Below are 25111 nucleotides of genomic sequence, written 5' to 3' on the forward strand. Positions count from 1 at the left end.
ACCAAAAGTAAATGGATCACAACCAGCGATTCCAGCAGCAGGACAAGGAGTTGCGAACGGACCAAAAGTAAATGGATCACAACCAGCGATTCCAGCAACGGGACAAGGAGTTGTAAACGAGCCAGTAGTAAATCAACCCAAAATACAGGCAGCACCTGGTCAATCCGTACCAGCGGTACAGGGTTCAGCACCGACAGGGAGCCAACCAGAACCAAGTGTACAAGGTTCAGCGCCAACAATGAGCCAACCAGCACCGAAGGTACAAGGTTCAGCGCCAACAGTGAGTCAACCGGTACCGAAGGTACAAGGTTCAGCGCCAACAGTGAGTCAACCAGCACCAACGGTACAAGGTTCAGCACCGACAGTGAGCCAGCCAGCACCAGCGGTACAAGGTTCAACACCAGCGATGGGTCAATCCGCACCAGCGCTACAGCGCACAACACCAACAGTGAGTCAACCAGCACCAAGTGTACAGGGTTCAGCGCCAACAGTGAGTCAACCAGCACCAACGATACAAGGTTCAGCGCCAACAGTGAGTCAACCAGCACCAACGGTACAAGGTTCAGCACCGACAGTGAGCCAGCCAGCACCAGCGGTACAAGGTTCAGCGCCAACAGTGAGTCAACCAGCACCAACGGTACAAGGTTCAGCACCGACAGTGAGCCAGCCAGCACCAGCGGTACAAGGTTCAACACCAGCGATGGGTCAATCCGCACCAGCGCTACAGCGCACAACACCAACAGTGAGTCAACCAGCACCAACGGTACAAGGTTCAGCGCCAACAGTGAGTCAACCAGCACCAACGGTACAAGGTTCAGCACCGACAGTGAGCCAGCCAGCACCAGCGGTACAAGGTTCAACACCAGTGATGGGTCAATCCGCACCAGCGCTACAGCGCACAACACCGACAGTGAGTCAACCAGCACCAAGTGTACAAGGTTCAGTACCAACAGTGAGCCAGCCAGCACCAGCGGTAAAAGGCTCAACACCGACAGTGAGTCAACCAGCACCGAGTGTACAAGGCTCAGCACCGACAGTGAGCCAACCAGCGCCGAGTGTACAAGGCTCAGCACCGACAGTGAGCCAACCAGCGCCGAGTGTACAAGGCCCAGCACCAACAGTGAGCCAACCAGCACCAAGTGTACAGGGTTCAGTACCGACAGTGAGTCAACCAGCACCGAGTGTACAAGGCTCAGCGCCAGTGATGGGTCAATCCGCACCAGCGCTACAGCGCCCAACACCGACAGTGAGTCAGCCAGCACCGAGTGTACAAGGTTCAACGCCAACGGCACAAGGTCCAGCACCGACAGGGAGCCAAAAGAAAGTCGTTCAGCAAGAAAATAAGGTTATTCAAAAGACTGAGGTTGTACAAGAGACAGAGGTAATTCAAAGAAATCATGTGAAGCAAGAAACAGGAAGTGTCTCACAAGAAAATAATAAGCAGACTGTATTACAAAGTGAACGTTTGGATGATAATGCTGAACAAAAGTTTAGCGTTCATGAAGATATGTAAGTACTAAATAATAGAAAGGTGAAGATGTAATTGAGTTATGAGATCCCTAAAGAGATAAAATCACCGATTAAATTAATTTTCTCATTGTATGCAAAGGATCTATCCATCATCGGCGTAGGAACACTTTTCCTATTAAATGTTGGAAGTGAATTTGTCCACAATTGGTTTACCATTCCCTACTATATAGTAGGGTTTGGTGCTTTACTTTTTATGGTTATGAGTTCTTCCACAAATCCAGGAAAACGAAATTATGTTGCTTTATATTTTTTAATTAAGCGTAATAAAACTACTTATCATCCTATTGATGCTAATGCGATAGAAAATGAAATTAAATACTCAAATGAAAATAAGGAGGAAAAGAGAAATGAGTACAGAGCAAAAATTAAATGATGCTGCAGGTGTTCCAACAATAGTTGTACCTGTAATAACAGATGAAGAAAAACCAGAGAAATCTGGTTTTTTTTCTATAAAAAAGAAAGAAAAGAAACCGAAAAAGAATATAAAGAAAGAAAAAAAAGAAAAAAAGCCAAAGGTTCGAGTGCCAAACCAAACGATAAGCATGCTTCCTTTTGTACGGTATGAGGGGAATCATATTGTTCTAAAAAACGGAGTCATGGATATTTTACAAATTACTACTACTGATTTAAATACCCTAAATGAATCGGATGAAATGATGATGATCTATCAAAGGGTTAGGTACATGCGGAGTTATGCGTATGATTATAAAGAAGTATCTTTAAATTTTCCTTCTAATACATCTATCCAACAAGAGTATTGGAGAAAAAAAAGAGAAGAAACGCAAGATCCAATTAATCACAAATATATTGATCGTAAACTATTTGAATTGAACTTTTTAGAAGAAAAGAGAACGGATAGGGAGTTTTTCCTATTTATCTATGGTAGTAATAAAGAACAATTATCAGAAAGACGTAGAATGGCAGAAAACCATTTTAAAAATTCTTTTCCATTAGTAAGGATTACAAAAGAAAAGAAAATAGATGTGTTGTGTGTACTAAATAATCAAAATTCTAAATTGTAAGGAGGACTAATCATGGCGTTTGAATTAGCTAATATCATTCCTATGTTAAATAAAAAGAAAAAAAAGGGGGATCAAGATGAAAATAAGCAAAAACAGAAACATGATTTAGAATTTCTTGCGAAAATTCAACCGAAAGGCGGTTTAAGATTTGGTGATAACTTTGTAAGAAAAGGAGACGGTTATGAAGCTTGTATTCACATTGTTGACTATCCTACTAATGTAGATGCAAAGTGGATGAAGACGATTACTACAATGAAGAACGTTATAGTGGTTACAGATGTTTCTACAATGGAGAGAAGTGAGACTGTAACCAATATTAATAAGTCCATGTTAGAACAAAAAATGCGTTTTAGTAATGAAAAACAAGGGATTGCTCAACTAGATGCTGTTCAAAAGCATGATGAGTTAACAAAACTATATCATCAAATATCACAATTGGGAGAAGTCATTAAGTTGGTTCATGTTCGTTTATACGTTCATGGAAAAACGACTTTGGAATTAGAAAAGAGTGTTGGGGACGTTTTAACGGAACTAGAGGCACAAAGCTTCAAGGGGACTGTACTTTTAAATGAACAAGAGCATGAGTGGAAAGCTTTATTTAGCCCGTATGAAGAACAAATTACATACGCAAATAAGAGAGAAGGAAAGGGAATGCCTGGGCTTACATTAGCTGCTGGGCTTCCCTTTCATTATGCGCAATTACGTGATCCGAGAGGATCTTATCTAGGGACTACATTTACGGGTGGTAGTGTGTTATTTGATTTGTTTCATAAAGATAAGCAACGTAGATACTATAACGGTGTACTCATTGGAGAAATGGGTTCAGGGAAAAGTACACTTCTGAAAAAGTTGTTTTTAGATAATAAAATTAGAAATAACTTTATTAGGGGATTTGATGTAACAGGAGAATTTGAAACATTAATTAAAGAAGTAAACGGACAAATGGTGGCACTTGATGGTACACAAGGTTTAATTAACCCGTTGCAAATTTATCGTTCAAGGATAGACGATGAAGATAAAAAAACAATGGAAGAAATAGAGACACATTCTTTCTTACAACATCTTTCTAAGGCAGCTACTTTTTATTGTCTGTTATCTCCACAAGTTACAGATGCGGATATCCAGGAGTATAAAAAAGTACTTAGAGAGTTCTATGAATCATTAGGATTCTTAGAAAAAATAAAAACTACAGGTGTAACTAACTTAAAAAATGAAGAGTATCCTATCTTTTTAGAATTACTCGAATATGTAAAGAAAGAGCTGTACTCGAATGTGGAAGAGAGAATTATTAACCCTGGATTATCCCTTTCTAGATCAGCTAGGCTAGAGAAAATCGAATTAGCTCTTGATGATATTGTAAATGGATACGGTCATCTATTTAATGGACATACAACATTAGAAGACCTAACAAATGAACAAGTTGTATTCTTCTCTGTAAAATCATTACGTAGTTTGGAGAAAAAAGTTTTTAATGCCCAAATGTATAATGCATTTAGTTTGATTTGGGATCACCTCATTCAAATTGGTGAACCACAACGTAAAGGAATTTATAAAGATGGCTTTGACTTTGATCTTATAAGACGTTTGTTAGTTATTTTAGATGAATCACATTTAACGATTAATACGAGTAACCCAATTGCGGTAGACTTTATACTGGAATTTGCGCGTGAAGCCCGTAAGTATTTTGGTGGGCTTCTTTTTGCTTCACAATCAGTTCGAGATTTTGTTTCAGATGCAAAGGATAATGAGGTAGCAATTAAAATTAAAACACTATTTGAACTAACCCAATATAAGTTTGTCTTACAGCAAGATGCGAACTCATTAGATACGCTAAGGTACATTTTCCAAGGTCAGTTATCCGAAAGTGAGTTAAGGCAAATTCCATTATTACAGCAAGGAGAATGTGTTTTAGCCATTAAAGGTGTGCAGAACTTAACAATGACAGTAGAAGCCTCCGAAGATGAAATAAACCTCTTTGAAGGTGGTTTATAATGCATGGATATTAAAAAAATAATAATTAAAAAGATTCTTTTATGGCTTGGGATTCCTGGTGTTTTAATACTAGGAGTCCTTTTTATTGGGGCCATATCAGCAATATCAATATCTGGTTCTCATAAGTCCTCCAGTGGAAGTGGAGGGGGTTCTGGATTAATTATAGGTGCTGGTTGTAAATTAACAGGACAGGTTGATCGTACGAAGTTTGATGCAAAAATAAATCAATCTGGAGCGTTTGCGAATCATGCAGATGGATTTATGAAAGCAGCTGAATCAGCAAAGATTGATCCAGTACTATTAGCAGCTATTGCACTTCATGAAACGGGGTACGGGAAGTCAAATGCGGTTGTTAATAAAAATAATCCTGGCGGATTAATGGACCCAAAAACGAACTGGCAAACCTTACAAATCTTCTCAAGTTTGGAGGAAGGGCTTGTCTATATGGCAGGGAACTTAAATAGACTTTATATCTCACAAGGACTAACAACAATTGATCAAATCGGTGGGAAGTATGCACCAATAGGAGCAGACAATGATCCTGGTGGGCTTAATAAATATTGGGTTCCAACTGTTACAAAAATTGCTCAAGAATTAGGTGGAGCAATGCAATGTGAGGTTGTAGAGGGTGGAGGAACAGGAGAAATTAAAGTGGATGAAAATATGAAAGGAGACTTTCAATTTCCCTTTGTGGGAATCAATTATGTTGTTACAAGTGATTATGGCGGTCGTTGGGGAACACTTCATGCAGGGATAGATTTAGTGGCGTATCGTGGAGCACCGGTTAGCGCTGTAGGTGATGGGAAAGTTGTAGATGCTCGTTTATCTAGTTCGTATGGAAACATGGTTACAATTCAACATCCTAATGGAGTGTTTACACGTTATGCGCACATGGATGGATTAAATGTAACAACTGGACAAGATGTAAAAAAAGGACAACAGATTGGGATACAAGGAAATACAGGAGACTCAACTGGAACACATCTTCATTTTGAAGCTAGAAGAGGAAATGATTATAAACAAGGAACTTCTTTTGATCCAAGACAGCTATTGCCATTTCCACCAAGTCAATCTGCCAATCACTAAATAAAAGGAGGGTTTCGTTTGTCTGCATTTAAAGTTGGAAGTAATAAAAATAAAATTTACTATGCCATTATGATAGGAATTGTTGTTATTTTAACCATTTGTTTAACATCAAAAGAGTTTATGTTTAATGACGATCCTATTGTTCAAACTGAATTTAATCGACCGTTACCTGGATTAAACTATAATACTATTTATCTAAAAAAGTGGGAGTACAATCCAGATAAAGATATAATGCAAGTTCATCTTAAAACAGGAGAAAAAAGTGGAACGTATGTAAGTTCGAAATTATCTTTTACAGCTAAACAAAAAGGAAATGCTAAAGAACTACCAACGAAAGTTGTATTTAATCAAGGAGATACGTATGTTATCCAAGTCAGTGAAGTGCCAAAAGAATATAAGGTCATAGGTTTATTTGTAAATGAAAAAGCTGAGATTGATTCATTTGAAACTAGTACAACTACCGAAGGTGGAACCATTCAAAAAGCAGAAAATAATAATCTAAAGGAAAAGAAAATTGTCTTAACAGGGGATTATCGAAAAATAAAAACAAACAAAGATTTATTAAGAAAAAATGAAAATGAGTACGCACAAGATGAAACGGAAGAAGAATTACAATCTGTAAAGTTAGAAATAAATAATGTAAAGAAAACAATCCCATTACAAGATGAACTAACAGATAAAATAGTAAATGAAATTGAAAGAATTGAAGCAAATAAAGCATATCAAACGGAAGAAGAAAAAGAAAAAAGTGAATCAGAAATTCAAAAAAGAAAGCTTCAAATAGAACAATATAAAAAGAGAAAATTAGAGCTAGAAAGCAAAATAAAAGAGCTAGAAGCAAAAGAGAAAAACCTTCAGAAGAAATTAGAAGATCAGCGTAAAAAGTTTAATGTAGCAGAATGAAATTAAGCTATTTTAAAAGATAAAAAGAAATATAAACATTAAGAATATAATTATCAGATAATTTTCCGATTGTATAGAAAAAGTTATCTGATAATTTTTTTGCCATTATATAAGGAGTTTTGGTTCGAAATAAAGATTGGAATAAGTACATTGAAACTACATTGGATTTACATTGAAATTCCATTGGATTTACATTGAAACTACATTGGATTTACATTGGAAATACATTGAAACCACGATGAAACTACATTGAATTTCTCTTTCTGATGATATCACGTTTTTGTTAGGCTCTGCCTAACCTGTCACCTTCGGTGATAGCAAAAAACCCTTATGCTCTTGCAATTAAAATCACTAATTTGGAGGTTTTCCCCTATGAATGTGTTAATCCGTGATCTTGATGCTAGTTTAGTGAAACGAATTGACGAACTAGCAAAGGCAAAAAAAATTTCTAGACAAGAATTTTTGCATAGATACATTAGTAATCTTGCAGTGCTTCAAGATATGAAAGACCTACAAGATAAACATATAGAATTACAAAAACAAAGCATGAACCTCATAAAACAAAATACACAAACTATGAATCGTGTGTTGCGAGTTATTGAAGAAGTCGAATTGGATAATGATTAAATAAAAATATGCAAAGGAGCTTACATATGTCTAAGAAAAAAGTGGATAAGACTTATTATTTAAATGAAAATACAATCGCTTATATAAAAGAATTTGCAGAAGAAAATGGAATCAAACCTAGCCATGCATTAGAAAGAATTGTTGCTGAACATCAAAACCAAAATCATGATCTATTAGAACAGATTAAAGGAGCAGTTAAAGAAGTTGTTCATGAAGATTTAGGAAGAATTAGAGCTGGTACAAATCTAGCAGATAAACATACAAGGATGTTATTGCAATTTGCAAATCATTATTTTGCAGTGAATAAATTTAAGGACCTAGCTACAACAAATCAGTATAAGTCTAGAGGAATCGTACAAGCAGAAGAGTTTGTTAAAGACGAAATTTCAAATGCTCGGATGAAAAAGATAGAAAGAGAAAAAGGCACAAGTGATTCAAATTAGGGAGGGAATAAATGAATACACCTGGTGTAGTAATTAAAAGTCAATTTGTATATGCAAAAAATGATTTTAGTAAAAATCAAGATAAAGAATTTGGAGATTATATTGATTATATCGGAAGGAAAGACGCTGTTGAGAAAGAAAGAAATGAATTTAGTTCTTATCAAGATTATATGGGGAACGAGGAAAAAACGTCTTCACTTTTTACAAAAGAGGAAGACGTAGTTTCATTGGATGGTAAGAATAGATTAAAAGAGGCCTTTGAAAAGGCACAAAAAAACAAAAGTGTTTTATGGCAGGATGTAATTAGTTTTGACAATGAATGGTTAGAGAAACACGGTATTTATGACTCGAAAAGCAAAATGCTAGATGAAGAAAAATTAAAAGATGTAACAAGAAAAGCAATGGATGTCATGATGACCAAAGAACGATTACGTGATACAGCAATTTGGTCGGCAGCCATTCATTATAATACGGATAATATTCATGTTCATGTCGCAATGGTCGAACCTGTACCGAGTGCCGGAAGGATAATTTCCAAAGGCAGATTTAAAGGAATGCATCGAGGAAAAAGAAAACAAAAATCAATTGATGCAATGAAATCAAAAGTAGTAAATAGCATTATGAATCGTAGCGAAGAGTACAAAAAAATTAATGATCTAATACGAAATAAAATTGTTAAAAGTAAAAAAGATGTAAACCTTTCTGAGAAAAGAAAAATGAAAAAGTTGTTTGACGAAATTATGAAAGAGCTACCGGAAGATAAAAAACAGTGGCAGTATAATTATAATTCTATTAGTCATGTAAGAGATAAAATAGATCAATTAAGTGATATGTACATAGAAAAATACCATAAAAAAGAATTTGAAGAATTAAAAGAGAGATTAGAAGAAGAAATGGAGATGATGAAAGAAGCTTATGGCGGAAGTGAAGAAGATAAACAACGTTATAACCAATTTGGTGATACAAAGATTAACGATCTATATACTAGATTAGGTAACGCAGTTTTAAAAGAAATGAAGCAGGTAGCAAAAGAACAACAGCAAGCTGAATTTCAAAAGGGGAAAAATATTTTTTCTCGTGGTAAACGTATACGGTCTGGTTTTAAACAACGAACCAATATAATGAGAAGCTTAAAAAATATGAACCATCATATGAATAATGAATATGAACAATGGAAGAACCAAAGACAATATGAACAATTACAAGAACAAATTGAAAATGGATATGAAAGATAAAAATGAGAGTTTCTTGGGAGTATGTTGAGAGTAAATTATCTATTTTTAGAGATATAATTATATTATGAGATTATAGCCTATATACTAATTTCGATTGCGAATATTGATTTTTGATTAGATAAATATAGTTAATTAGTGGACTTCACATGTGAAGTTTTTTTATTGCAAAAAGTTCTAATGACTTTTGGGAAGAATAAAAAGTGAAAGGTTGATTATTGCGTGAGAATTTTTTTGAAGAATGGTAATATCACAAATTATGATACTAAAGTTGATGTAATAGTTAATGCATGGAATAGAAACTTTTTACCACGTTATTTGTTAAATGAAGCTGGTGTTTCAAAAGAAATTAGGAAAAAGGCAGGTCATGAACCATTTAAACAATTGAAAAAAGAAGGGCTATTAAAGCTAGGTGAGGCGGTTATAACTTCATCTGGCTTTTTAAATTGCAAAGCATTAATTCATGTAGCTGGTATTAATGCTTTGTGGAAAGCAACAGAGTATTCCATTAGGCAGTCAACTTATAACGCATTGCAATTAGTAATAAAGAAAAAATATAGTTCAGTTGCATTGCCGATCATAGGAAGCGGTATTGGAGGATTAAAAAAAGAAAAATGTTTAGCAATTATCAAAGAGGAATGTAAGAGGTTTATTCATCATGAAGTAGATGTATATATTATAGATGTTTGTGCCTCCTAGTCGATTTAATAATTTGGAAAGCTAGACTTGAAAGGAGGTGAATAGGTGAATAATTGGCTATTTGCATTATGCATGATAGTAGTTGCAAGTATTTTAAATGTGATTGTCTCATTTTTTATTAAAGGGGGGAGATTGCTTAAGGAGAGTCGTAAGAAAAGTAAAGGAGGAAAGGCACATAGAGTATGAGTTAGTAAAAATTTAAAGTGCAGTACGAAAGCATTCACTAGGAAATGGATTTGAAGCGGGGCATAAAAGGCTAGCTTTGTGCCTATCTCGATTATATGGGGGTATATAAGCTAAGAGCACAAGTTGTAGAGATGATATAATAACCTTATTAATAAAATGGGGGTTTTAATATGAAAAATAAAAAATCAGCGGAATTTTTATTAAATTATTCTTGGGAAGGAAAAACAAAAGGACAAATAATTTTAGAAATGGAATTACCTGATTATGAACAAGGTTATTTAGAAGATGCAATGAATGAATTAGGACCAAAAGGTAAATATTCTGGCATAGATCTAGATAGTTATTTTGTATTAAGAATGGCTATGGATGAAGATGATGTTGGCCCATTAAATGATGATGATATTATATATAAAAATTAATATAATAAGGAGAATTATTGATGGTAGAGTATAATTCTGGAGATATTGTTAGGGTATTTTATCCGTATATACCAAAGGTAAAAAATGAAAGTTCGGATATGTTAGAAAAAGGAAAAAACCGATATGGTTTAATAGTAAACGCTGGTAATAATAAAACGGTTGCTTTACCAATTATGGGAATCACAAGTCATAATGGGAAAACAGAAATACCAGGTTATGTATTAAGAACAGATGAAGTAAGGGTTCCAAAAGGTGTTTCTTATTACAAACATAGTCAAGGGGAAGTAAATATTCACGGTGTAATAAAAACGGAACGAATAGAATTTTTTGACGATGATGAAATTTCTAGGAAATTAACTTCTATTGATCTTAAAGGAAAAATTGAGGTAATGAAAAGATATAAAGATACAGTAAGCATTCCATATTTTAAAAGAACAATGGATGAAGATTCTCCAGGTCATAAAAATGTTATGGGAAAGTTTGAGCGTGCCATTATTGCTGAAAAATTAAGCTTTCTGACAACTGACTTAGGTGAATGTAAATATGAACATATGGGAGATACACTACTGAAAGTAAACAAAATACAATCATTAGGAAAATCAGATACGAATAAAAGAATCCATTTCTACGCTGTTGAATTAACAGGTGAAGAAAATAAGGATTCTTTTTTTTATACCATCGCTTCAATGAAGCAGCCTAAACAAGTTGCTAGAGAATGGGGAAAGCCAAAAGCAGCTGTTGATTGGTTAAAAGAGGATGAAAGATTTTACAATTTACAAAAGGATATTAGTACGGTGTTTAAAGAGCCACCGAATCCACACCCTAATAAATATAAAGCTTTTTCTTTATTCCGCAAAAATACACTAGAAAATGCTATGGAAAGATAAAAGAAATCTAAATTCAATACTTATGAAGTTTAGAGAGACTAAAAGAGTTGGTCTTTTTTATTTATTAATTTACACTTTTACACTTGTGTAAAAGTGTAAAGGTGATATAATAACCTTATTAAAATAATGGAGGTTTTGACGTGGAAAATAATAAAATAGAAAACAAAAAATCAAGTGCTTTTTTATCTAACTATTCATGGAAAGAGAAGGATAGAAAACAAATTATTGAGGAAATGGAACTTGAAGATTATGAACAAAAATATTTGGATCAAGCAATGAAAGAATTAATACAAGAAGAAAAATATAATGGTTTCGAATTAGATAAGAGAATTATGTTACTATTTGAAATGAATGAAGAAGAAGATGATGGATTTGATGAAAATGACGCTGAATATATGGGGTAAAAAAGTAGGTGAATAAAATGGAAAGATTTAAATCAGGTGATATTGTAAGGGTATTTTATCCTTTTAAACCAAAGGTGCTAAGTGAAGAAAATGAGGTGAAATTAGGGAAAACAAGGTTTGGTGTTATTATTAATGCCAAAAATAACAAAACCGTAGCTTTACCGATTCTTCAAATTCTTACAAGGGATGGGAAAACAGAAAAACCTAATTATAGAATGAGGGATGACGAAATTAAAGTTCCCCCAAATATTACATATAAAAAACCATCACTTCAAAAGAGAATTCCTATAAATGGAGTAATTAAAACAGAAAGAATCGAATTATTTAATTATAATGAAATAATAAAAAAAGTATCGAAAATAGATTTGGTTACTAAGAGCGCTATACTAAAGAATTACAAAGGTATTTTGAAAGATAAATCTTTTTTAGATTCATTAAATAGAGAATCACCTGGTCATAAAGAGGCAATGCAATGTTTTGAGCGTGTAATTATCGCTGAAAAATTACGTTTTCTAACTACAAATATAGGAGAATGCAAATACGAGTATATGGAAGATCAGTTGCTCAAAATCAATAAAATATTACCTTTAGGAAAATCAGATATGAATAAAAGAATCCATTTTTATGCTGTTGAATTAACAGCTGAAGAAAATAAGGATTCTTTTTTTTATACCATCGCTTCAATGAAGCAGCCTGAACAAGTGGCCAGAGAATGGGGCAAGCCAAAAGCAGCGGTTGATTGGCTAAAAGAAGATGAAAGGTTTTATAATTTACAAAAAGATATTACTAAAGTATTTAAAGAGCCGCCCAATTCACACCCTAATAGATATACAGCCTTTTCTTTATTCCGCAAAAACACAATAGAAAATGCTATGGAAAGATAAAAGAACTGTAAATTCAATACTTGAAACGGTTTAGAGAGACTAAAAGAGTTAGTCTTTTATATTTTCTGTAATTTACACTTTTACACTTGTGTAAAAGTGTAAAGGTGGTATAATAATCTTATTAATAAAATGGGGGTTTTGACATGGAAAATAATAAAATAGAAAACAAAAAATCAATTGAATTTTTATCTGATTATTCATGGAAAGGGAAAGATAGAGAACAAATTATTCAGGAAATGGAACTTGAAGATTACGAACAAAAATATTTAGATCAGGCAATGCAAGAGTTAGTAGCAGAAGGAAAATATACTGGATATCATCTGGATAGAAGGATTCTTTTACTAATTGATATGCATGAAGATGAGGATGATTTTGATGAAGATGATGTTGTTTATATCAGATAAAGGGATAGGTGAATCAAATGGGAATATATAAATCAGGTGATATTGTAAGGGTATTTTATCCTTTTAAACCGAAAGCTCTAAGTAATGATAATGAGCCACAGGTAGGAAAAAGAAGATTCGGTCTTATTATAAACGCTGGGAATAACAGTACTCTAGCCTTACCAATTCTTCAAATAACTTCGCATGGAGGAAGAACAGAGCAAACTAATCATAAGTTGAGAAGAGATGAAATTAAAGTTCCAGAAAATGTTACATATTACAAAGATTCAGCTCAAAGAAAAGTCCCTGTATATGGCGTGATTAAGACTGAAAGAATTGAATTCTTTGATGATGATGAAATATCAAGACCATTAACCAGCATAGATTTAGATACTAAGATTTCCGTACTAAACAATTACAAAGATATTTTGAAAAAGAGGATTTTTGTAGAAGTGTTAAATGAAGAATCACCAGGTCACAAAGAGGCAATGCAATGTTTTGAACGTGCGATTATCGCTGAAAAATTAAATTTCTTAACTACAGATCAAGGGGAATGTAAATATGAGCATATAGAAGACAAAATGCTTAAAGTAAATAAAATACAATCTTTAGGAAAATCAGATACAAATAAAAGAATCCATTTCTACGCTGTTGAATTAACAGCTGAAGAAAATAAGGATTCTTTTTTTTATACCATAGCTTCAATGAAGCAACCAAAACAAGTTGCTAGGGAATGGGGAAAACCAAAAGCAGCTGTTGATTGGTTAAAAGAGGATGAAAGATTTTATAATTTACAAAAAGATATTAGTAAGGTATTTAAAGAGCCACCAAATCCACATCCTAATAAATATAAAGCTTTTTCTTTATTCCGCAAAAACATGTTAGAAAATGCTATGGAAAGATAAAAGGAATCTAATACTGAATTAAGTCTAGAGCAACTGATAGAGTTGGTCTTTTTTATTATTTCTTTTTAAAAAGGAGGTGTAGGGTTGCTTCTCATAGATGTTTCACCGTATATGTTTTTTTGCAGCATCATATTATTTGTGTTGGTAATGTTTTATAAGTTAATGCACAAGCGTAAAGCGAAAAATATATTCTTAAAGTCAGGAATCAGAGATATTGATCAGATGGATGGAAGACAATTTGAATTCTTTCTTGAGGCTCTATTTATAAAGCTGGGATATAAGGCAGCTGTCACGAATGGTAGTCATGATTTTGGGGCAGATTTAATATTTAAAGGGAAAAATAAGATTGTTATTCAGGCGAAACGATATGGTTTTAAGAACAAAGTAGGAATTAAAGCTATTCAAGAAATTTATGCAGCTAAAGCCTTTTATAAAGCTAATGAAGCATGGGTAATCACAAATAGTACATATACATCATCAGCAAAACAGTTAGCAAGAGCATGTAATGTGAAATTACTAGATAGATTATCTTTACAGGAATTTATCGTACAAGTAAATCCAGAACAGAAACCAGCTGATATAAGAAAATCAGTAAAACCAGCTACAAGAAAGTGTCCGAAATGTGGAGAGGAATTGGTATCTCGAACTCATGATGGACGAGTGTTTTTAGGGTGTTCATCTTTTCCACAATGTAGACACACTGAAAAAGTGGCAAATTAATATTGGGAGGTATTAGAATGGGACGACTTTTTTGTTGGAAGAAATTTCCTCGAAAGAAATGTTATTTTCCACAGGAGATGAGAAATTTTTAATATCAATTAGAGATTTTGCAATTGATCACCTGGAGCAACATTTATAAAACCAAATTTCATATGGTAGATTCACAACTGTTAGAGAAGATTAAAATAAGCTTTTTTTACCCAGACTTTTCTAATTTAAAAGATACTTAAAATAGCCCCTTACTTTAAACAAGTAAGGGGCTATTTTTATTCATAAATAAAAATGAGAGTTTTACGGGAGGTTTTGGCTACTTATCTGGTCGGCAGCGAGGAAAATAAGGAGTTAACCTATTAGTATGGTAAAACAAAAAAATTAAATAAGGGAAGGGGGAACTTTATATGGAAAACGTAAGGGGAATGGAAGAAAGTCCATTTGCTTTTATAGAAGGATGCGTTAATGCTCTCTTTTTAGTCTTACCCTTCTGGACGTTAGTATTTTTAATCGTGTATTTGAATTTATTTTAAATCTCTACTTAAAAATAAATACATTTAGATGTAATTAGGAGTGCATAACGAAGAAAGAATTATTTGTCTGTGAAAAACCATCACAAGCGGAGACTTATGCGAAAGCTTAAGTGGTGGTGGCACAAGAAAAAAAGGGTATTTTGAGGGTAATGATGTTTGGATATATAGTAGAAAAGGTCGAATCCTTTTTAAGGAAGTGTAGGACGGTATGTCTTATGATAGTGTGTTTTTGGTTAATCATGTTTTTAGTGGCTGGAGAACACTTTTTATAAAGTCTTATAGGAAGTATTGGGAAATGGAATCTCAAACGTTTAAGGTTTGAAAACTTTCGTATATGGATTATAAGAAGGGAATGAAATATTTAATGAACTTCAAAAGTAGTAAAGGAAATGTATACAAAAAGATCACTTGTCTTGGAAACAGGTGATCTTTTTATTAGATAAATTTCTACTTGCCAACAGCAGGTAGTCGTTACCCTATTCATATGTTCAGTAAATATTATAACACAATTGTCTTTGTTAAAGTGACAACATAGCGCTATGCTAGAGCTAAAATTATAGCAATTCAATTCATTAATATTAATAAAATGCTATGGTGCCATGTTACTTTTGATTCGGCTTAATTTCTATCATTTAAATTTGAAAAATGTCACTAACCGTTATGCCTAATACTTGCATTTCTGTCCTTAATGAACGTTACGATTCGATTTTTATTGATTTGGTAGTCCTGTCTAGCAAGATATATTCGTGTATAAAATATGTCCCCTCATTTTTCTTTACCTTAACACCACATCTCACCCAGAAAATCTGTAGGTATATAAATTTTATATATTAAGTGCAGTTTCTTCACACTTGTTCTCATTAGAGTTTTCATAGTATGTATAGTACCTTTTTAAGGATACGTAAGTTTTAAATCCTACTTGCTTCACAATGTGTTCAGCTGTGCATTGCTGTTGAATCATTTTTAAAATAAAGGTATTTCGAAAATGTTGTGCAGAAATCCCTTTCCTCAAATTTGCCCGCTTTACCTCTAAACGAATCATTTTTTGAACGGAGATTTCCGTTAGAAATTTTGGTGCATCATCGTCATAACTCCAAAGGTAAGTACCGAGCATAAAATGAAAAGCAACAAAGAGTGGATCATCGCTGTGATATCTAGGGCGTACTGGTTCAGGAATAGTTTTATAGTAATGATATAAGTGTAATTTATCCTCTTCTTTTAACTGGATTGTACGATTGATTTTTGTATCTTCCGGAATAGATAATGTATTATTCTCGAAATGCACATGTTTCATTCGTAAAGCGACAAGCTCATGTAGAGATAATCCGTAGTCTAGGAGCAAGATTATAATAGAAAGATTTCGCTCTAAAATCATAGGACGGGTAGTTCTTTGTTTTTCTGTCAATCCTTCTAATGATGCAGATACTTGCTTTAGACGTTCCTCTTCCTGTAGAGAAATAAAATCTTCAGTACGTAATGCACGATTAGGTGGAGATATGTGAATAACACTTTCAATGGGGCTAGGTAAATCTAAATATTCGTACAGCCTATTAAGAACGATGTAAATACGATGTACCGTCTTGTCAGAATATTGACGTTCTTCTATTAAGTACGTAAAGAATGCTTCGAAATCCTTTTTACATAGAGATTCCCAACTAATGTCTTCAGAGAGTCGTTCAGATTGTTGTAGCCATTGAATGTAGCTCTCAACATCGTAAATATATCGCTTGATTGTAGAGGGTTTTCGTCCTTTATTTAATAAGTAAGAAGAAAATCCTTGGATTGTGTCTGTTTTTTTTTCTGTAATGTTACTGATTTTTATTTCCCCTCTCTTTATATCTTTTGACTACTCTATAAAATGTAGGGCTTGTCATATTGCACTTTTTCATAGCGTATAGCGCTGTGATCTTCCCATGTTTCCAATCGTTATATGCATCAATAAATTCTGGAGTTATTTCGGTTCTGGGTCTTCCTAAATGTTTTCCTTTTTTCTTTGCAGCGTCAATGCCTTCACGTTGGCGAGTTTTTATTTTTGTCCGTTCCTCTTCAGCAAGCCACGATAAAATTTGAAGTACCAAATCAGTAATGAGAGTTCCTAAACTATCTTTATATTGAGTTGTATCTAAAAGTGGCATATCTAATACGACAATATGAGCTTGTATGTTTTGGGTAATATCTTTCCACTCCTGAAGGATAGCTTCTTTATTTCTTCCGAAGCAATCCAGGGAATGAATATATAAAATATCATCTTTTCTTAACATGCGTTTTAGAAGTTGGTAGTGTTCTCGGTTAAAATCTCTTCCACTCTGTTTATCGACAAAAATATCTCGTTCGTCAGTGATGAGTTTTTTCATTGCTTCAATCTGACGATCCTCATTTTGATCCTTGCTACTGACCCTTATATATCCGAATTTTCTTGTATTCAAAATAAATAGACATCCCTTTCAAATTGTTTCTACTAAAATTATAACAAAAATACTTCAAAAGGTGTAATTAATTATTTAGCGCTTCAAAAGTTAGGTTTAAAACCTTTTGAAGCAATAAATTTAATAGAGTTCACACTGCTAAAAAAGGTTTACCTTTCTTAGCAGTGTGAAATGACTTTGTATCAGATAATCCAAATACACATTGAATGCTATTTGTTTTCAAACTCTTCTAGAATTTAGTTCTTTCATTTTAAACTACTTTTCAACGGCTCAATAATAGAACGTTCTAGTACAGGGTAAATATGATAAGTGTGAATTTTACAGGTATGAACTGCTTATCATATTTAGACATTCAAATAATGTTCAAAAAATATGTGGGGTGATTACAATGAGAAAGAAAAAAACTAGCAAACCAAGTAAGAATTTTAGCAGAATGAGAGAAAGGAAGGTAAAGAACAAGAGGGATGATCTAAATAAATCTAGGATTTCACTCAAGCTTGGAAACAATACCTCACTTGAGTGGGAAAAATGGACAAGATTTAGTCTGAAGACTTGTTTATTCAGTGCTGGGGTACATATTACGATGCTAGTGGTACGTACTCTAATCAAATATTTCCTATTAAGTTAAGAAAAGACCCTAAATAGGGTCTTTTTTTCTGAAATCAGAGAACAAACTTTATTATAAGTTAATATTAATTTTTATCCCCTGTCTTCCACTTTATCTAGTCCTAAAGTAGAATACACTATAAATCCTATGGTAACTACAATGATACCAGAAATGATTACCATGTATGTTTGATCGAAAATTCTATTTGTAATCGCGCCGAGCATAGCAATTAAAGTTGCTCCTCCATATGTTATAAATTTAGTTTGAAGAGCCTTTCTTTTTCTTCTCTTTTTACCGTTTACAACGCTTCCACCAATAATTCTTCCAGATATGCTAATATGTTCGAATTCAGTAGATATAAGTTTCAAAGAAACATAGTCCTTCGGATTGAATAGTATTGGTTTCATGGATAATGTACCTTCTGAACTAAAGCAATCAAATTCAACATTAAAATCTAAAGGATTAGACCTGTATATTTCTACATCAAATATACTAGCTGGCATGCCATCGCTTCTTAATAAATTGATTTTCAAAGGTTTGCTCTTTTCGAATTCTTCTTCTTTGATTGCTTCATTACCAATGTTTTCGATAGTTAAAATAGATAAACAAGCATCTTCTTTAATTTGTTGATCATTAAAAAATATCTTCATTTTGCTATGTAATTGATTAAATAATGGCGTTTTATTAATGATAACGTACTCTAACTTTTTTTGCTTTCTATTCTTTAAAAAGTAAAACAAACTTGACCCAACCGCTATTATACTCATAAGAAAAGCAATGATAGGTCCATAATTCTTAAAAAAATCTACTACTCCCGTCATTTTTATCCTCCTAATTTTCTATATGTATTAATTTTAATTCAAAAATGTTAAGTTAACTAGTATTCTTCTTTTTTTATTAGGATTTAGTCTGTATGGTAATTTAGATAGTTTTTATCTTTTAGGATGCTTGAATTTAATAAGAAACAAAATGTTTTATTAAGTGAAGATGTAATGTAAGGAAATAAAATCTTTTAAGAGCCTTACTACAGAAATATAGCAAGGCTCTTAAAGTTTATGTGAAATGGTTTATTCCTTGTTTATTTGAATTCTACATAATAATTTGCACCGACAATTCCAAAAGCAACTTTACATGGAAATGGTTTTTTTCCTGCTGAAGCAGATTGCATACAAGAAAGTACCCAATATTCCAGCTCTAAAGGTAAACGGTACGCTTGAAAATTACTATCATTGTTTTTTACGGTTACGATTGGTGTATTCACCCTATTTGTAGAAAAACCGTCCGTTGTTACTATTGCCATTGCACCATTAGCATGAAAACCTGCGCTAAACACTTCGTAAATCATTCCGTCTTTCTCATTAATAATCATAGGTATATTAAGTAAGGGATAGTTATTTATATCATTATGAATAATTGCTCCTACTGCGGTCTTTCTTGTCTGATTCCCCTGCATTTTTACACTCCTTTAAATAATCTAAACTTGATAACATCAATTTATGCTATTTAACATCTATTATATTAGAGAATTGCAGTTTCATCTTGTTATAAAAAGCATCTGTACATACAATAGCGCTATTTGACGGGTCAATATCTACAACGGTCATATAACTAGAGAGCAAATAACCGTCCTCATAATATGTAATCAATATTTCTTCTTCAGATACTAAGGAACATAATAGCATGTTTTCAATTCTTTCTTTTTCTTCAGTTGTTAAGATCGGACGGGTTACCTTGTTTTGTTCCTTAATCATTTCACGTATTCCGTCAAATTGAGATGTCAATGCGGCGAACGGAGTCCATTTGACCATTTTTCTTCCTTTTGGCATATTAGCATTGTTCACGATTTGTGGCCTCCTATTAGTGTGTTTCTGTATCTAGCTGTAGCGCTATGCGTGTAGGAAATCCCCCGCAAAATACTGTTCTTTCCAAACTTTGTGCGTATTTCATCCATTACTTTTGTCAGCTTTACTTCTTGTTCTCGTTGCGTGACATTATCGAAAAGAGAAATTTGTTCCTCCCCTTCTCGAATTAGATTCGTTAGAGAAATGTTTATGCTGCGAATGGGTTCGCCAGTGTATTGTTGATGTAAAAAGTATGTACAAATTTTATAAATATCCATTGTTAAGTTAGTTGGACGACTTAAAGTATGTGTTTTTCTAATACCACCGTTATAACTCTTGCTATAACCAACAGAAAAATGAACGGTTTGAGCAAGTTTGTTTTGTCTTCTAAGGCGATAACAGACTTCTTCAATGTGTTCCAGTAGAACAATCGGGAATTCCTCTATTGTATAGTCACGCATTAGAATTTGGCTTTTTCCAATAGAAGTTGTAGCAGGAACGTACTTCTCCGAAATACGGCTGAAGTCAATGCCGTTGCTATGTAAGTGCAATTCCTCCCCAATCTTGCCGAAACTCTGTTTTAAATATTTAAGAGGATAATTGGCTAAATCTCCGATACAATGTATTCCTTTTCGATTCAACTTTTCTTCTGTTTTGTACGAAATGCCCCAAAACTTATTAAGCGGTCGTATGCTCCATAACTTCGTAGGGACATCTTCATACTTCCAAAGAGCAATTCCGTCCTTGTTCTTCTTAGCTTCAATGTCTAAAGCAACCTTACTCATGAGTGGATTAGGAGCGATTCCAATTGTACATTCAACTCGTGTATGATTATATATTTCACGCTTGAAATTCATAGCGAATTCGTAAGGATCGTTGGCAAATAAATGAATGCTATCGGTAATATCCATAAAAAATTCATCGATGCTGTATTGGTGAAAATCCTCAATAGGAACGTATTGTAAAGCTAGTTTTGTTATGTAGTTGGAGCATTTAATATAAGTTCCCATAATTGGATTTACAACTAGAATATCTTTACGACGAGGAATCTCGTATAGCCTTGCCATCTTCTTTACGCCCAACGCTTTTAATGGGGCTGTTGCTGCAAGAACAATTGAACCATTTCTATTTACATCGCCGACTACAGCCAACTTTGTATGCATGGGATCGAGTCCCATTTTGATGCAACTCACTGAAGCATAAAAGCTGCGTAAATCAACACATAAGATGATTCTATTCGGTAGGATTGAATAGTCATACATCGTGATTCCTCCCAAAATAAAAGAACGTTTGTTCTTATTATACACGAACTCACGTTCTCTTATGAAGAGGTTTTATAAATAAAATTTGAATATAAATATTTTGTTAAGCAGAATATTTAACGAAAAGCTTGAATCCCCAAAAACGAATCTTTACATCTAATTTTTTCTTTCTTCCCTTTGTTTTTTTCATAGTTAAAATATCCTCCTTTTTTATAACTAGCACAACAGAAGCCTACGTTGCGTATTATAAGAATTCTTTCCCTGTTTTTTAAGAGTAATTTTAAAAAAATATGATTTTTTTGAAACAAATAATATCACGAATGATTTCGTGTGATTTCCAATCTACCTATTCCGACAAAACCTAGCAAAGACTGTGCGAGCTTCGTCGATGGATTTTAAGAGGTATTAAACCCTGGATATGGAACTTTGCTTATAGGAGGTGGTGTAGCGCTATGTCAGAAGTAGAAGTAGTATATACCAGCAGTGAGGTCTATAGTCGTTTAGGGGTAAGTGGCAGTACACTTAGAAAGTATTCGGATGTCCTTGAACGTGAAGGGTATGATGTAAGAAAAAATAGTCGAGGGAGAAGGGAATATACAGAATTTGATATTGTACTTATTGAACAGTTAGTAGAGTTGAGTAAGCAAGATGGTATGACTTTAGAAAAAGCTGCGAAAATGATTGCAAAGCAGTTTGGAATCGCTAATAAGAAAGAAGAATCCCAAGATACTGATCCAGTCCCTTATCAAATGCAATATCAATTTCAACAACAATATAGCGCTATGGTAGAAGAAATTAATAAGGTGCAGCAAGCAAATCTAATAGAAATGGAAAAGAGATTAAGTGATCGTATAGATCAGCGGAATACATTAATTGAGGAAGATATGAGAGATCGTAAAGAACGTGAAGAAAGGATAGAAAAGAGGTTGGAGCTAAGGGATGATAATCTTATGAAGATGGTCAGAGAGATTCAAGATGCAAAACGTACTATTGTATCAGCCCAGGAAGAAATAGCGGCAGCACAAAAGAAAACCTGGTGGAAATTTTGGAAGTGAGTACATTCATTAGTGGGTGTACTTATTTTTGTGAAAAATAGTAAAAAGGGCTACTCAATATGAATACCCCTTTTTTATAAATTGCTAGAAAATAACGCACTAATAACTATTTAGAATACTTTTCAAACGCCTTACTAATTACTACAAGTCCTGTTACGAAAGAAAGTGTTCTTATAATTAATTCAGCAACTAGCAAATCACCCATAGTCTTTGAAACATCATATAATTCACCAGTAATAATAATTGGTGCCATGATTATTAGAATTCCTATTAGGATTTGAATGAACAGAATATATTTAGGTTGCAGAGAGATCACCCCCATTAAATTAGCATGTATAATGAACCTAACATGTAATTAAGAAGTAATCGACTTTTTAAAAATTTATCAACTTAAAAATACACATTTCCTTCTTTATAAGTATATTTATAGTGACTCGTCGCATAAGACGCACTAAAACCTACACTTCCATGCGTCCCTACAGTAATAGATACATTACCATCAAAAGTAGTTGTACCATTATTATGAAAATCACCATTAACAATATAGAAAATTCTGTTAGGACCTTCTAAATTTGCTTGAACTGTACCACTGAACGTTTTACAAAGACCACTTGCATCTCTATTCATATTAATATGTTTTATTTCCTTAATACCCCTGAAGCTTTCACTCCATTCATTTGTTTCACAATAAAATACATAAGATTTGGGATGCTCTACCTTTCATCATGGAAAGTATATTAATTATGAAGAACTATAAAATTCGTATTAAAGAAGCTACTAGAAGAGGGAGAGTAGGAAAAGGTGTTGCCCAGACGTTAGATACATCTTGTAATTAGGCAGTAGTAACAAAGGATTTTAGAGTTAGGCGGCTTACACCCAAAGAGTGCTGAGCGCTCCAGGGGTTTCTGAGTTGGACGTTTGATTGTGCAAAGGAAGTAAAGTCAGACACACAATTGTACCGACAAGCAGGTAATTCTGTAAGTGTACCAGTTATTTATGTGATTGCCTAACGATTGCAGTAATTAGGTATTTTAATTTCAATAACGCATTAATAGTTCTTATAGGGGTAGCACCACACATCCATCAACTTAAGGTATATGTTTATACAAAGGCGGATCTTTCCATGTAGTTTTTCATTATTTTTTATAGATATCCTAAAAGTAGGCATATCAAATAAACCCTGACGGGTTACAATTTTTTCACTATAATTATGCTACCTGATGAATGGAAGTGGTATACTCATAAACAACACCCAAAATATCAAAGACCGTTTTTTCTCATATCTGTGGGATTTTCGTCCGTTTCGCTGTAGGAGGTTAAACAGACGAAGGAGAATCTTTGATAATTCTTGGGTGTTTTTTTGTAATGCTTGATGAAACAGTAAGAAATAATCTTTAATCATGTACATCGCTTTATATTCACTTAGCTCTTTCTGTTTCTTACGTAACAGGAGTTCTCTCATTTTAAACATAGTAGAAGAACATAATAGGATACTAATGAGTTGTCCATAAAGGTGACATTCTAGCCGCTCTTGTTTTATAGTTTTACAACGATGAATTTGAAACCAAGATTTCCATATTTTAAATAACAGCTCAATTTGCCAACGCAGTGAATATAAATCATAGATTTTCTCTTTTGATACCCATTCCGAAGGAATGTTTGTCATATATACCGTAATTCCTTGTAAAAGCTTCGTACGATCTGTATATGTAATCCCTTTTTTCTTTTCGCGAATCGCTCGATCGCGTAGGCGTTTCTGTGTTTGCTCCTCCGTACATCTATAAACCACAATACGAGTAGGAAGCTTGTCTTTACTCCCTACATATACATCATGTAACTCATACAATTGGCCAGGTTGTAATTCTTTCATGATATCTTCCAGATAAACTTGTATATATACTGGTCTCAATTGAGCGGGTTTTGTTTTAAATACCACTGTTTCGAATTCTTTTCTATATATTTTAGTTGGTAATTTAAGGCGTGATAAATAATATCCTTGCTTATCTTGGATAGACTTAAAGTCTTGTAAACGAAAATATCCTAGGTCACGAATATATAGTTCATTCTTTTGTATCATACCTGTTCGAGTCGCACCATACGCCTGATCACTCCGTTTTCCTGGTTCAATTTTCACATCAGAAAATTCTCCACTCAATAAGTCATACTCTAGTTGAATTTTTACACCAGCTTTATGACTGCATCCTCCGGCACCAGGATAAGTAGCCGCGAATCGATCTGGAACTTGAAAGGTTGTAGAATCAAGGATACAAATGCGCTCAAAGTAAGCAGAAAGAGAATGAGAAATCTTAGATAATCCTCCAATTTTAGCTTGTAGAAGTGTAGTAAATACAGTTCGAAAGAAGGCTACAGAAGCCGAATTAAATCGTCGATTAAGTCCCTCCGGACTTAATAAAACTCCTGTTGAAGTTTCTAATTGACTACAAAGTTGAGTAAGAGAGGTAGTAGCGACCTGTTGATTTAACCATACACACAAAGATAAAAAATGATGCCCATGGCATTTACGTTTTCGTTTCATGCCGCCTGCTTCTATAGCCAATTGATTAAGTGTAGCGGGAGACATATATCGATATAACTCTTCGGCAAATAAAGATAACTCTTGTTTTTGATGCATATTCATAAAAAGCACGTCACCCTTTCTCATTAATATAAGAGAATGGTAACGTGCTTTTAACTTCAAGAATAGTCCAAGTCCTTAAGTTGATGGATGTGTGGTGCTACCCCATGATGAATTCATTTTATTTAATAATTTATCAAATAGATAATGTGTCATTCGTAATAAAAAAATAAATATTTTAATTGTAAGCGTCAAATATTCCCCACCTACTATTTGTAAATAACCCATGAGATAATCTCCTTACATACTACATGTGGAGGTTTTTTTATGAAAAGGCACCGATTAAAGAAAGAGTAGATATGTGCTCGTAAGCTGATGTTCAAAGTCACCTGCGTGGGACACTTTATGGTTTTGGAACGTCAGGCATGGAGGGCAATAATTGCCACTCTTTTTATTCAGATTGGGCTACATCAGCGAGTGATTCTCTTAATTTTTTTAA

Annotated in this window: 28 protein-coding genes and 3 pseudogenes; 21 read left to right on the plus strand and 10 right to left on the minus strand. The window is 33.7% G+C overall.

What is annotated here, in order from left to right; all coding sequences use genetic code 11:
- From ACTFSL_RS24505 to ACTFSL_RS24595, 19 genes and pseudogenes are all read left to right on the plus strand, one after another.
- Positions 1 to 1513, plus strand: a pseudogene (locus ACTFSL_RS24505) (hypothetical protein); the annotation flags it as partial.
- Positions 1514 to 1543: 30 nt separating this feature from the next.
- On the plus strand, positions 1544 to 1903 hold the full coding sequence (locus ACTFSL_RS24510; RefSeq protein WP_153579543.1) for a DUF5592 family protein: 360 nt from the start codon (positions 1544 to 1546) through the stop codon (positions 1901 to 1903).
- Positions 1878 to 2552, plus strand: a complete 675-nt coding sequence (locus tag ACTFSL_RS24515) for a hypothetical protein (protein ID WP_098295801.1) — start codon at positions 1878 to 1880, stop codon at positions 2550 to 2552. The genes ACTFSL_RS24510 and ACTFSL_RS24515 overlap by 26 nt, the downstream gene beginning before the upstream one ends.
- A gap of 12 nt (positions 2553 to 2564) precedes the next feature.
- Positions 2565 to 4544, plus strand: a complete 1980-nt coding sequence (locus tag ACTFSL_RS24520; protein WP_098855207.1) for a VirB4 family type IV secretion system protein — start codon at positions 2565 to 2567, stop codon at positions 4542 to 4544.
- A 3-nt stretch (positions 4545 to 4547) separates the two neighbouring features.
- Positions 4548 to 5630, plus strand: a complete 1083-nt coding sequence (locus tag ACTFSL_RS24525) for a peptidoglycan DD-metalloendopeptidase family protein (protein ID WP_153579545.1) — start codon at positions 4548 to 4550, stop codon at positions 5628 to 5630.
- Between the two features lie 18 nt (positions 5631 to 5648).
- Positions 5649 to 6533 carry a hypothetical protein gene (locus tag ACTFSL_RS24530; RefSeq protein WP_440042542.1) on the plus strand — a complete coding sequence of 295 codons (885 nt, stop codon included), beginning with the start codon at positions 5649 to 5651 and terminating at the stop codon, positions 6531 to 6533.
- 372 nt (positions 6534 to 6905) lie between these two features.
- Positions 6906 to 7160 (plus strand): ribbon-helix-helix protein, CopG family, encoded by a 255-nt coding sequence (locus tag ACTFSL_RS24535; RefSeq protein ID WP_440042543.1) that lies wholly within the window; start codon positions 6906 to 6908, stop codon positions 7158 to 7160.
- Positions 7161 to 7186: 26 nt separating this feature from the next.
- Positions 7187 to 7603 (plus strand): hypothetical protein, encoded by a 417-nt coding sequence (locus tag ACTFSL_RS24540; RefSeq protein WP_440042544.1) that lies wholly within the window; start codon positions 7187 to 7189, stop codon positions 7601 to 7603.
- 11 nt (positions 7604 to 7614) lie between these two features.
- On the plus strand, positions 7615 to 8838 hold the full coding sequence (mobP2, locus tag ACTFSL_RS24545; RefSeq protein ID WP_440042545.1) for a MobP2 family relaxase: 1224 nt from the start codon (positions 7615 to 7617) through the stop codon (positions 8836 to 8838).
- A gap of 219 nt (positions 8839 to 9057) precedes the next feature.
- Positions 9058 to 9534: a macro domain-containing protein gene (locus tag ACTFSL_RS24550; RefSeq protein ID WP_137050836.1), complete on the plus strand. Its 477-nt coding sequence runs from the start codon at positions 9058 to 9060 to the stop codon at positions 9532 to 9534.
- Between the two features lie 45 nt (positions 9535 to 9579).
- Entirely contained in the window at positions 9580 to 9720 is a 141-nt protein-coding gene (locus tag ACTFSL_RS24555) for a hypothetical protein (protein WP_153579550.1), read from the plus strand.
- 170 nt (positions 9721 to 9890) lie between these two features.
- The gene (locus ACTFSL_RS24560) at positions 9891 to 10139 is read left to right on the plus strand and encodes a hypothetical protein (RefSeq protein ID WP_153579551.1); all 249 of its coding nucleotides are present in this window, start codon (positions 9891 to 9893) and stop codon (positions 10137 to 10139) included.
- 20 nt (positions 10140 to 10159) lie between these two features.
- Positions 10160 to 11026 carry a hypothetical protein gene (locus ACTFSL_RS24565; RefSeq protein WP_088338628.1) on the plus strand — a complete coding sequence of 289 codons (867 nt, stop codon included), beginning with the start codon at positions 10160 to 10162 and terminating at the stop codon, positions 11024 to 11026.
- A 140-nt stretch (positions 11027 to 11166) separates the two neighbouring features.
- On the plus strand, positions 11167 to 11430 hold the full coding sequence (locus ACTFSL_RS24570) for a hypothetical protein (RefSeq protein WP_194803781.1): 264 nt from the start codon (positions 11167 to 11169) through the stop codon (positions 11428 to 11430).
- A gap of 17 nt (positions 11431 to 11447) precedes the next feature.
- Positions 11448 to 12314, plus strand: a complete 867-nt coding sequence (locus ACTFSL_RS24575) for a hypothetical protein (protein WP_153579552.1) — start codon at positions 11448 to 11450, stop codon at positions 12312 to 12314.
- A 143-nt stretch (positions 12315 to 12457) separates the two neighbouring features.
- Positions 12458 to 12718 (plus strand): hypothetical protein, encoded by a 261-nt coding sequence (locus ACTFSL_RS24580; RefSeq protein WP_153579553.1) that lies wholly within the window; start codon positions 12458 to 12460, stop codon positions 12716 to 12718.
- 17 nt (positions 12719 to 12735) lie between these two features.
- Entirely contained in the window at positions 12736 to 13602 is an 867-nt protein-coding gene (locus ACTFSL_RS24585) for a hypothetical protein (protein WP_153579554.1), read from the plus strand.
- Positions 13603 to 13749: 147 nt separating this feature from the next.
- A complete protein-coding gene (locus tag ACTFSL_RS24590; protein ID WP_440042574.1) occupies positions 13750 to 14322 on the plus strand; it encodes a restriction endonuclease in 573 nt (190 codons plus the stop codon).
- Positions 14323 to 14720: 398 nt separating this feature from the next.
- Positions 14721 to 14846 (plus strand): hypothetical protein, encoded by a 126-nt coding sequence (locus ACTFSL_RS24595; protein WP_267239965.1) that lies wholly within the window; start codon positions 14721 to 14723, stop codon positions 14844 to 14846.
- Between the two features lie 823 nt (positions 14847 to 15669).
- On the opposite strand, the gene ACTFSL_RS24600 is transcribed toward ACTFSL_RS24595, so the two are convergent.
- The 6 genes from ACTFSL_RS24600 to ACTFSL_RS24625 all read right to left on the minus strand — a co-directional run bounded on the left by ACTFSL_RS24600 (position 15670) and on the right by ACTFSL_RS24625 (position 20982).
- Positions 15670 to 16683 (minus strand): tyrosine-type recombinase/integrase, encoded by a 1014-nt coding sequence (locus ACTFSL_RS24600; protein WP_440042575.1) that lies wholly within the window; start codon positions 16681 to 16683, stop codon positions 15670 to 15672.
- Positions 16655 to 17272, minus strand: coding sequence for a recombinase family protein (locus ACTFSL_RS24605; protein WP_440042548.1), 618 nt, complete (start codon positions 17270 to 17272; stop codon positions 16655 to 16657). Before ACTFSL_RS24605 ends, ACTFSL_RS24600 begins: the two co-directional genes overlap by 29 nt.
- 699 nt (positions 17273 to 17971) lie before the next feature.
- A complete protein-coding gene (locus ACTFSL_RS24610) occupies positions 17972 to 18700 on the minus strand; it encodes a hypothetical protein (protein ID WP_440042549.1) in 729 nt (242 codons plus the stop codon).
- Positions 18701 to 18957: 257 nt separating this feature from the next.
- On the minus strand, positions 18958 to 19332 hold the full coding sequence (locus ACTFSL_RS24615; protein WP_440042550.1) for a hypothetical protein: 375 nt from the start codon (positions 19330 to 19332) through the stop codon (positions 18958 to 18960).
- A 46-nt stretch (positions 19333 to 19378) separates the two neighbouring features.
- A complete protein-coding gene (locus ACTFSL_RS24620; RefSeq protein ID WP_440042551.1) occupies positions 19379 to 19720 on the minus strand; it encodes a YolD-like family protein in 342 nt (113 codons plus the stop codon).
- A complete protein-coding gene (locus tag ACTFSL_RS24625) occupies positions 19717 to 20982 on the minus strand; it encodes a Y-family DNA polymerase (protein ID WP_440042552.1) in 1266 nt (421 codons plus the stop codon). Before ACTFSL_RS24625 ends, ACTFSL_RS24620 begins: the two co-directional genes overlap by 4 nt.
- A gap of 452 nt (positions 20983 to 21434) precedes the next feature.
- On the opposite strand from ACTFSL_RS24625, the gene ACTFSL_RS24630 reads away from it, so the two are divergent.
- Entirely contained in the window at positions 21435 to 22037 is a 603-nt protein-coding gene (locus ACTFSL_RS24630; protein WP_113304574.1) for a DUF3967 domain-containing protein, read from the plus strand.
- A gap of 106 nt (positions 22038 to 22143) precedes the next feature.
- Here ACTFSL_RS24630 and ACTFSL_RS24635 read toward each other — a convergent pair whose 3' ends face one another.
- Complete coding sequence (locus tag ACTFSL_RS24635; protein WP_332285172.1) at positions 22144 to 22359, minus strand: hypothetical protein; 216 nt, start codon at positions 22357 to 22359, stop codon at positions 22144 to 22146.
- Positions 22360 to 22427: 68 nt separating this feature from the next.
- Positions 22428 to 22664: a hypothetical protein gene (locus ACTFSL_RS24640; protein WP_440042554.1), complete on the minus strand. Its 237-nt coding sequence runs from the start codon at positions 22662 to 22664 to the stop codon at positions 22428 to 22430.
- Between the two features lie 116 nt (positions 22665 to 22780).
- Here ACTFSL_RS24640 and ACTFSL_RS24645 point away from each other — a divergent pair.
- A pseudogene (locus tag ACTFSL_RS24645) lies at positions 22781 to 23047 on the plus strand (DNA cytosine methyltransferase).
- 198 nt (positions 23048 to 23245) lie between these two features.
- On the opposite strand, the pseudogene ACTFSL_RS24650 reads toward ACTFSL_RS24645, so the two are convergent.
- Together ACTFSL_RS24650 and ACTFSL_RS24655 are read right to left on the minus strand one after the other, a co-directional pair.
- A pseudogene (locus ACTFSL_RS24650) lies at positions 23246 to 24675 on the minus strand (IS4 family transposase).
- 75 nt (positions 24676 to 24750) lie between these two features.
- Positions 24751 to 24900, minus strand: a complete 150-nt coding sequence (locus ACTFSL_RS24655; RefSeq protein ID WP_440042556.1) for a hypothetical protein — start codon at positions 24898 to 24900, stop codon at positions 24751 to 24753.
- Positions 24901 to 25111: the final 211 nt, after the last annotated feature.

It is taken from the genome of Bacillus cereus group sp. MYBK108-1 (assembly GCF_051917185.1).
Classification (GTDB): Bacteria; Bacillota; Bacilli; order Bacillales; family Bacillaceae_G; genus Bacillus_A; species Bacillus_A cereus.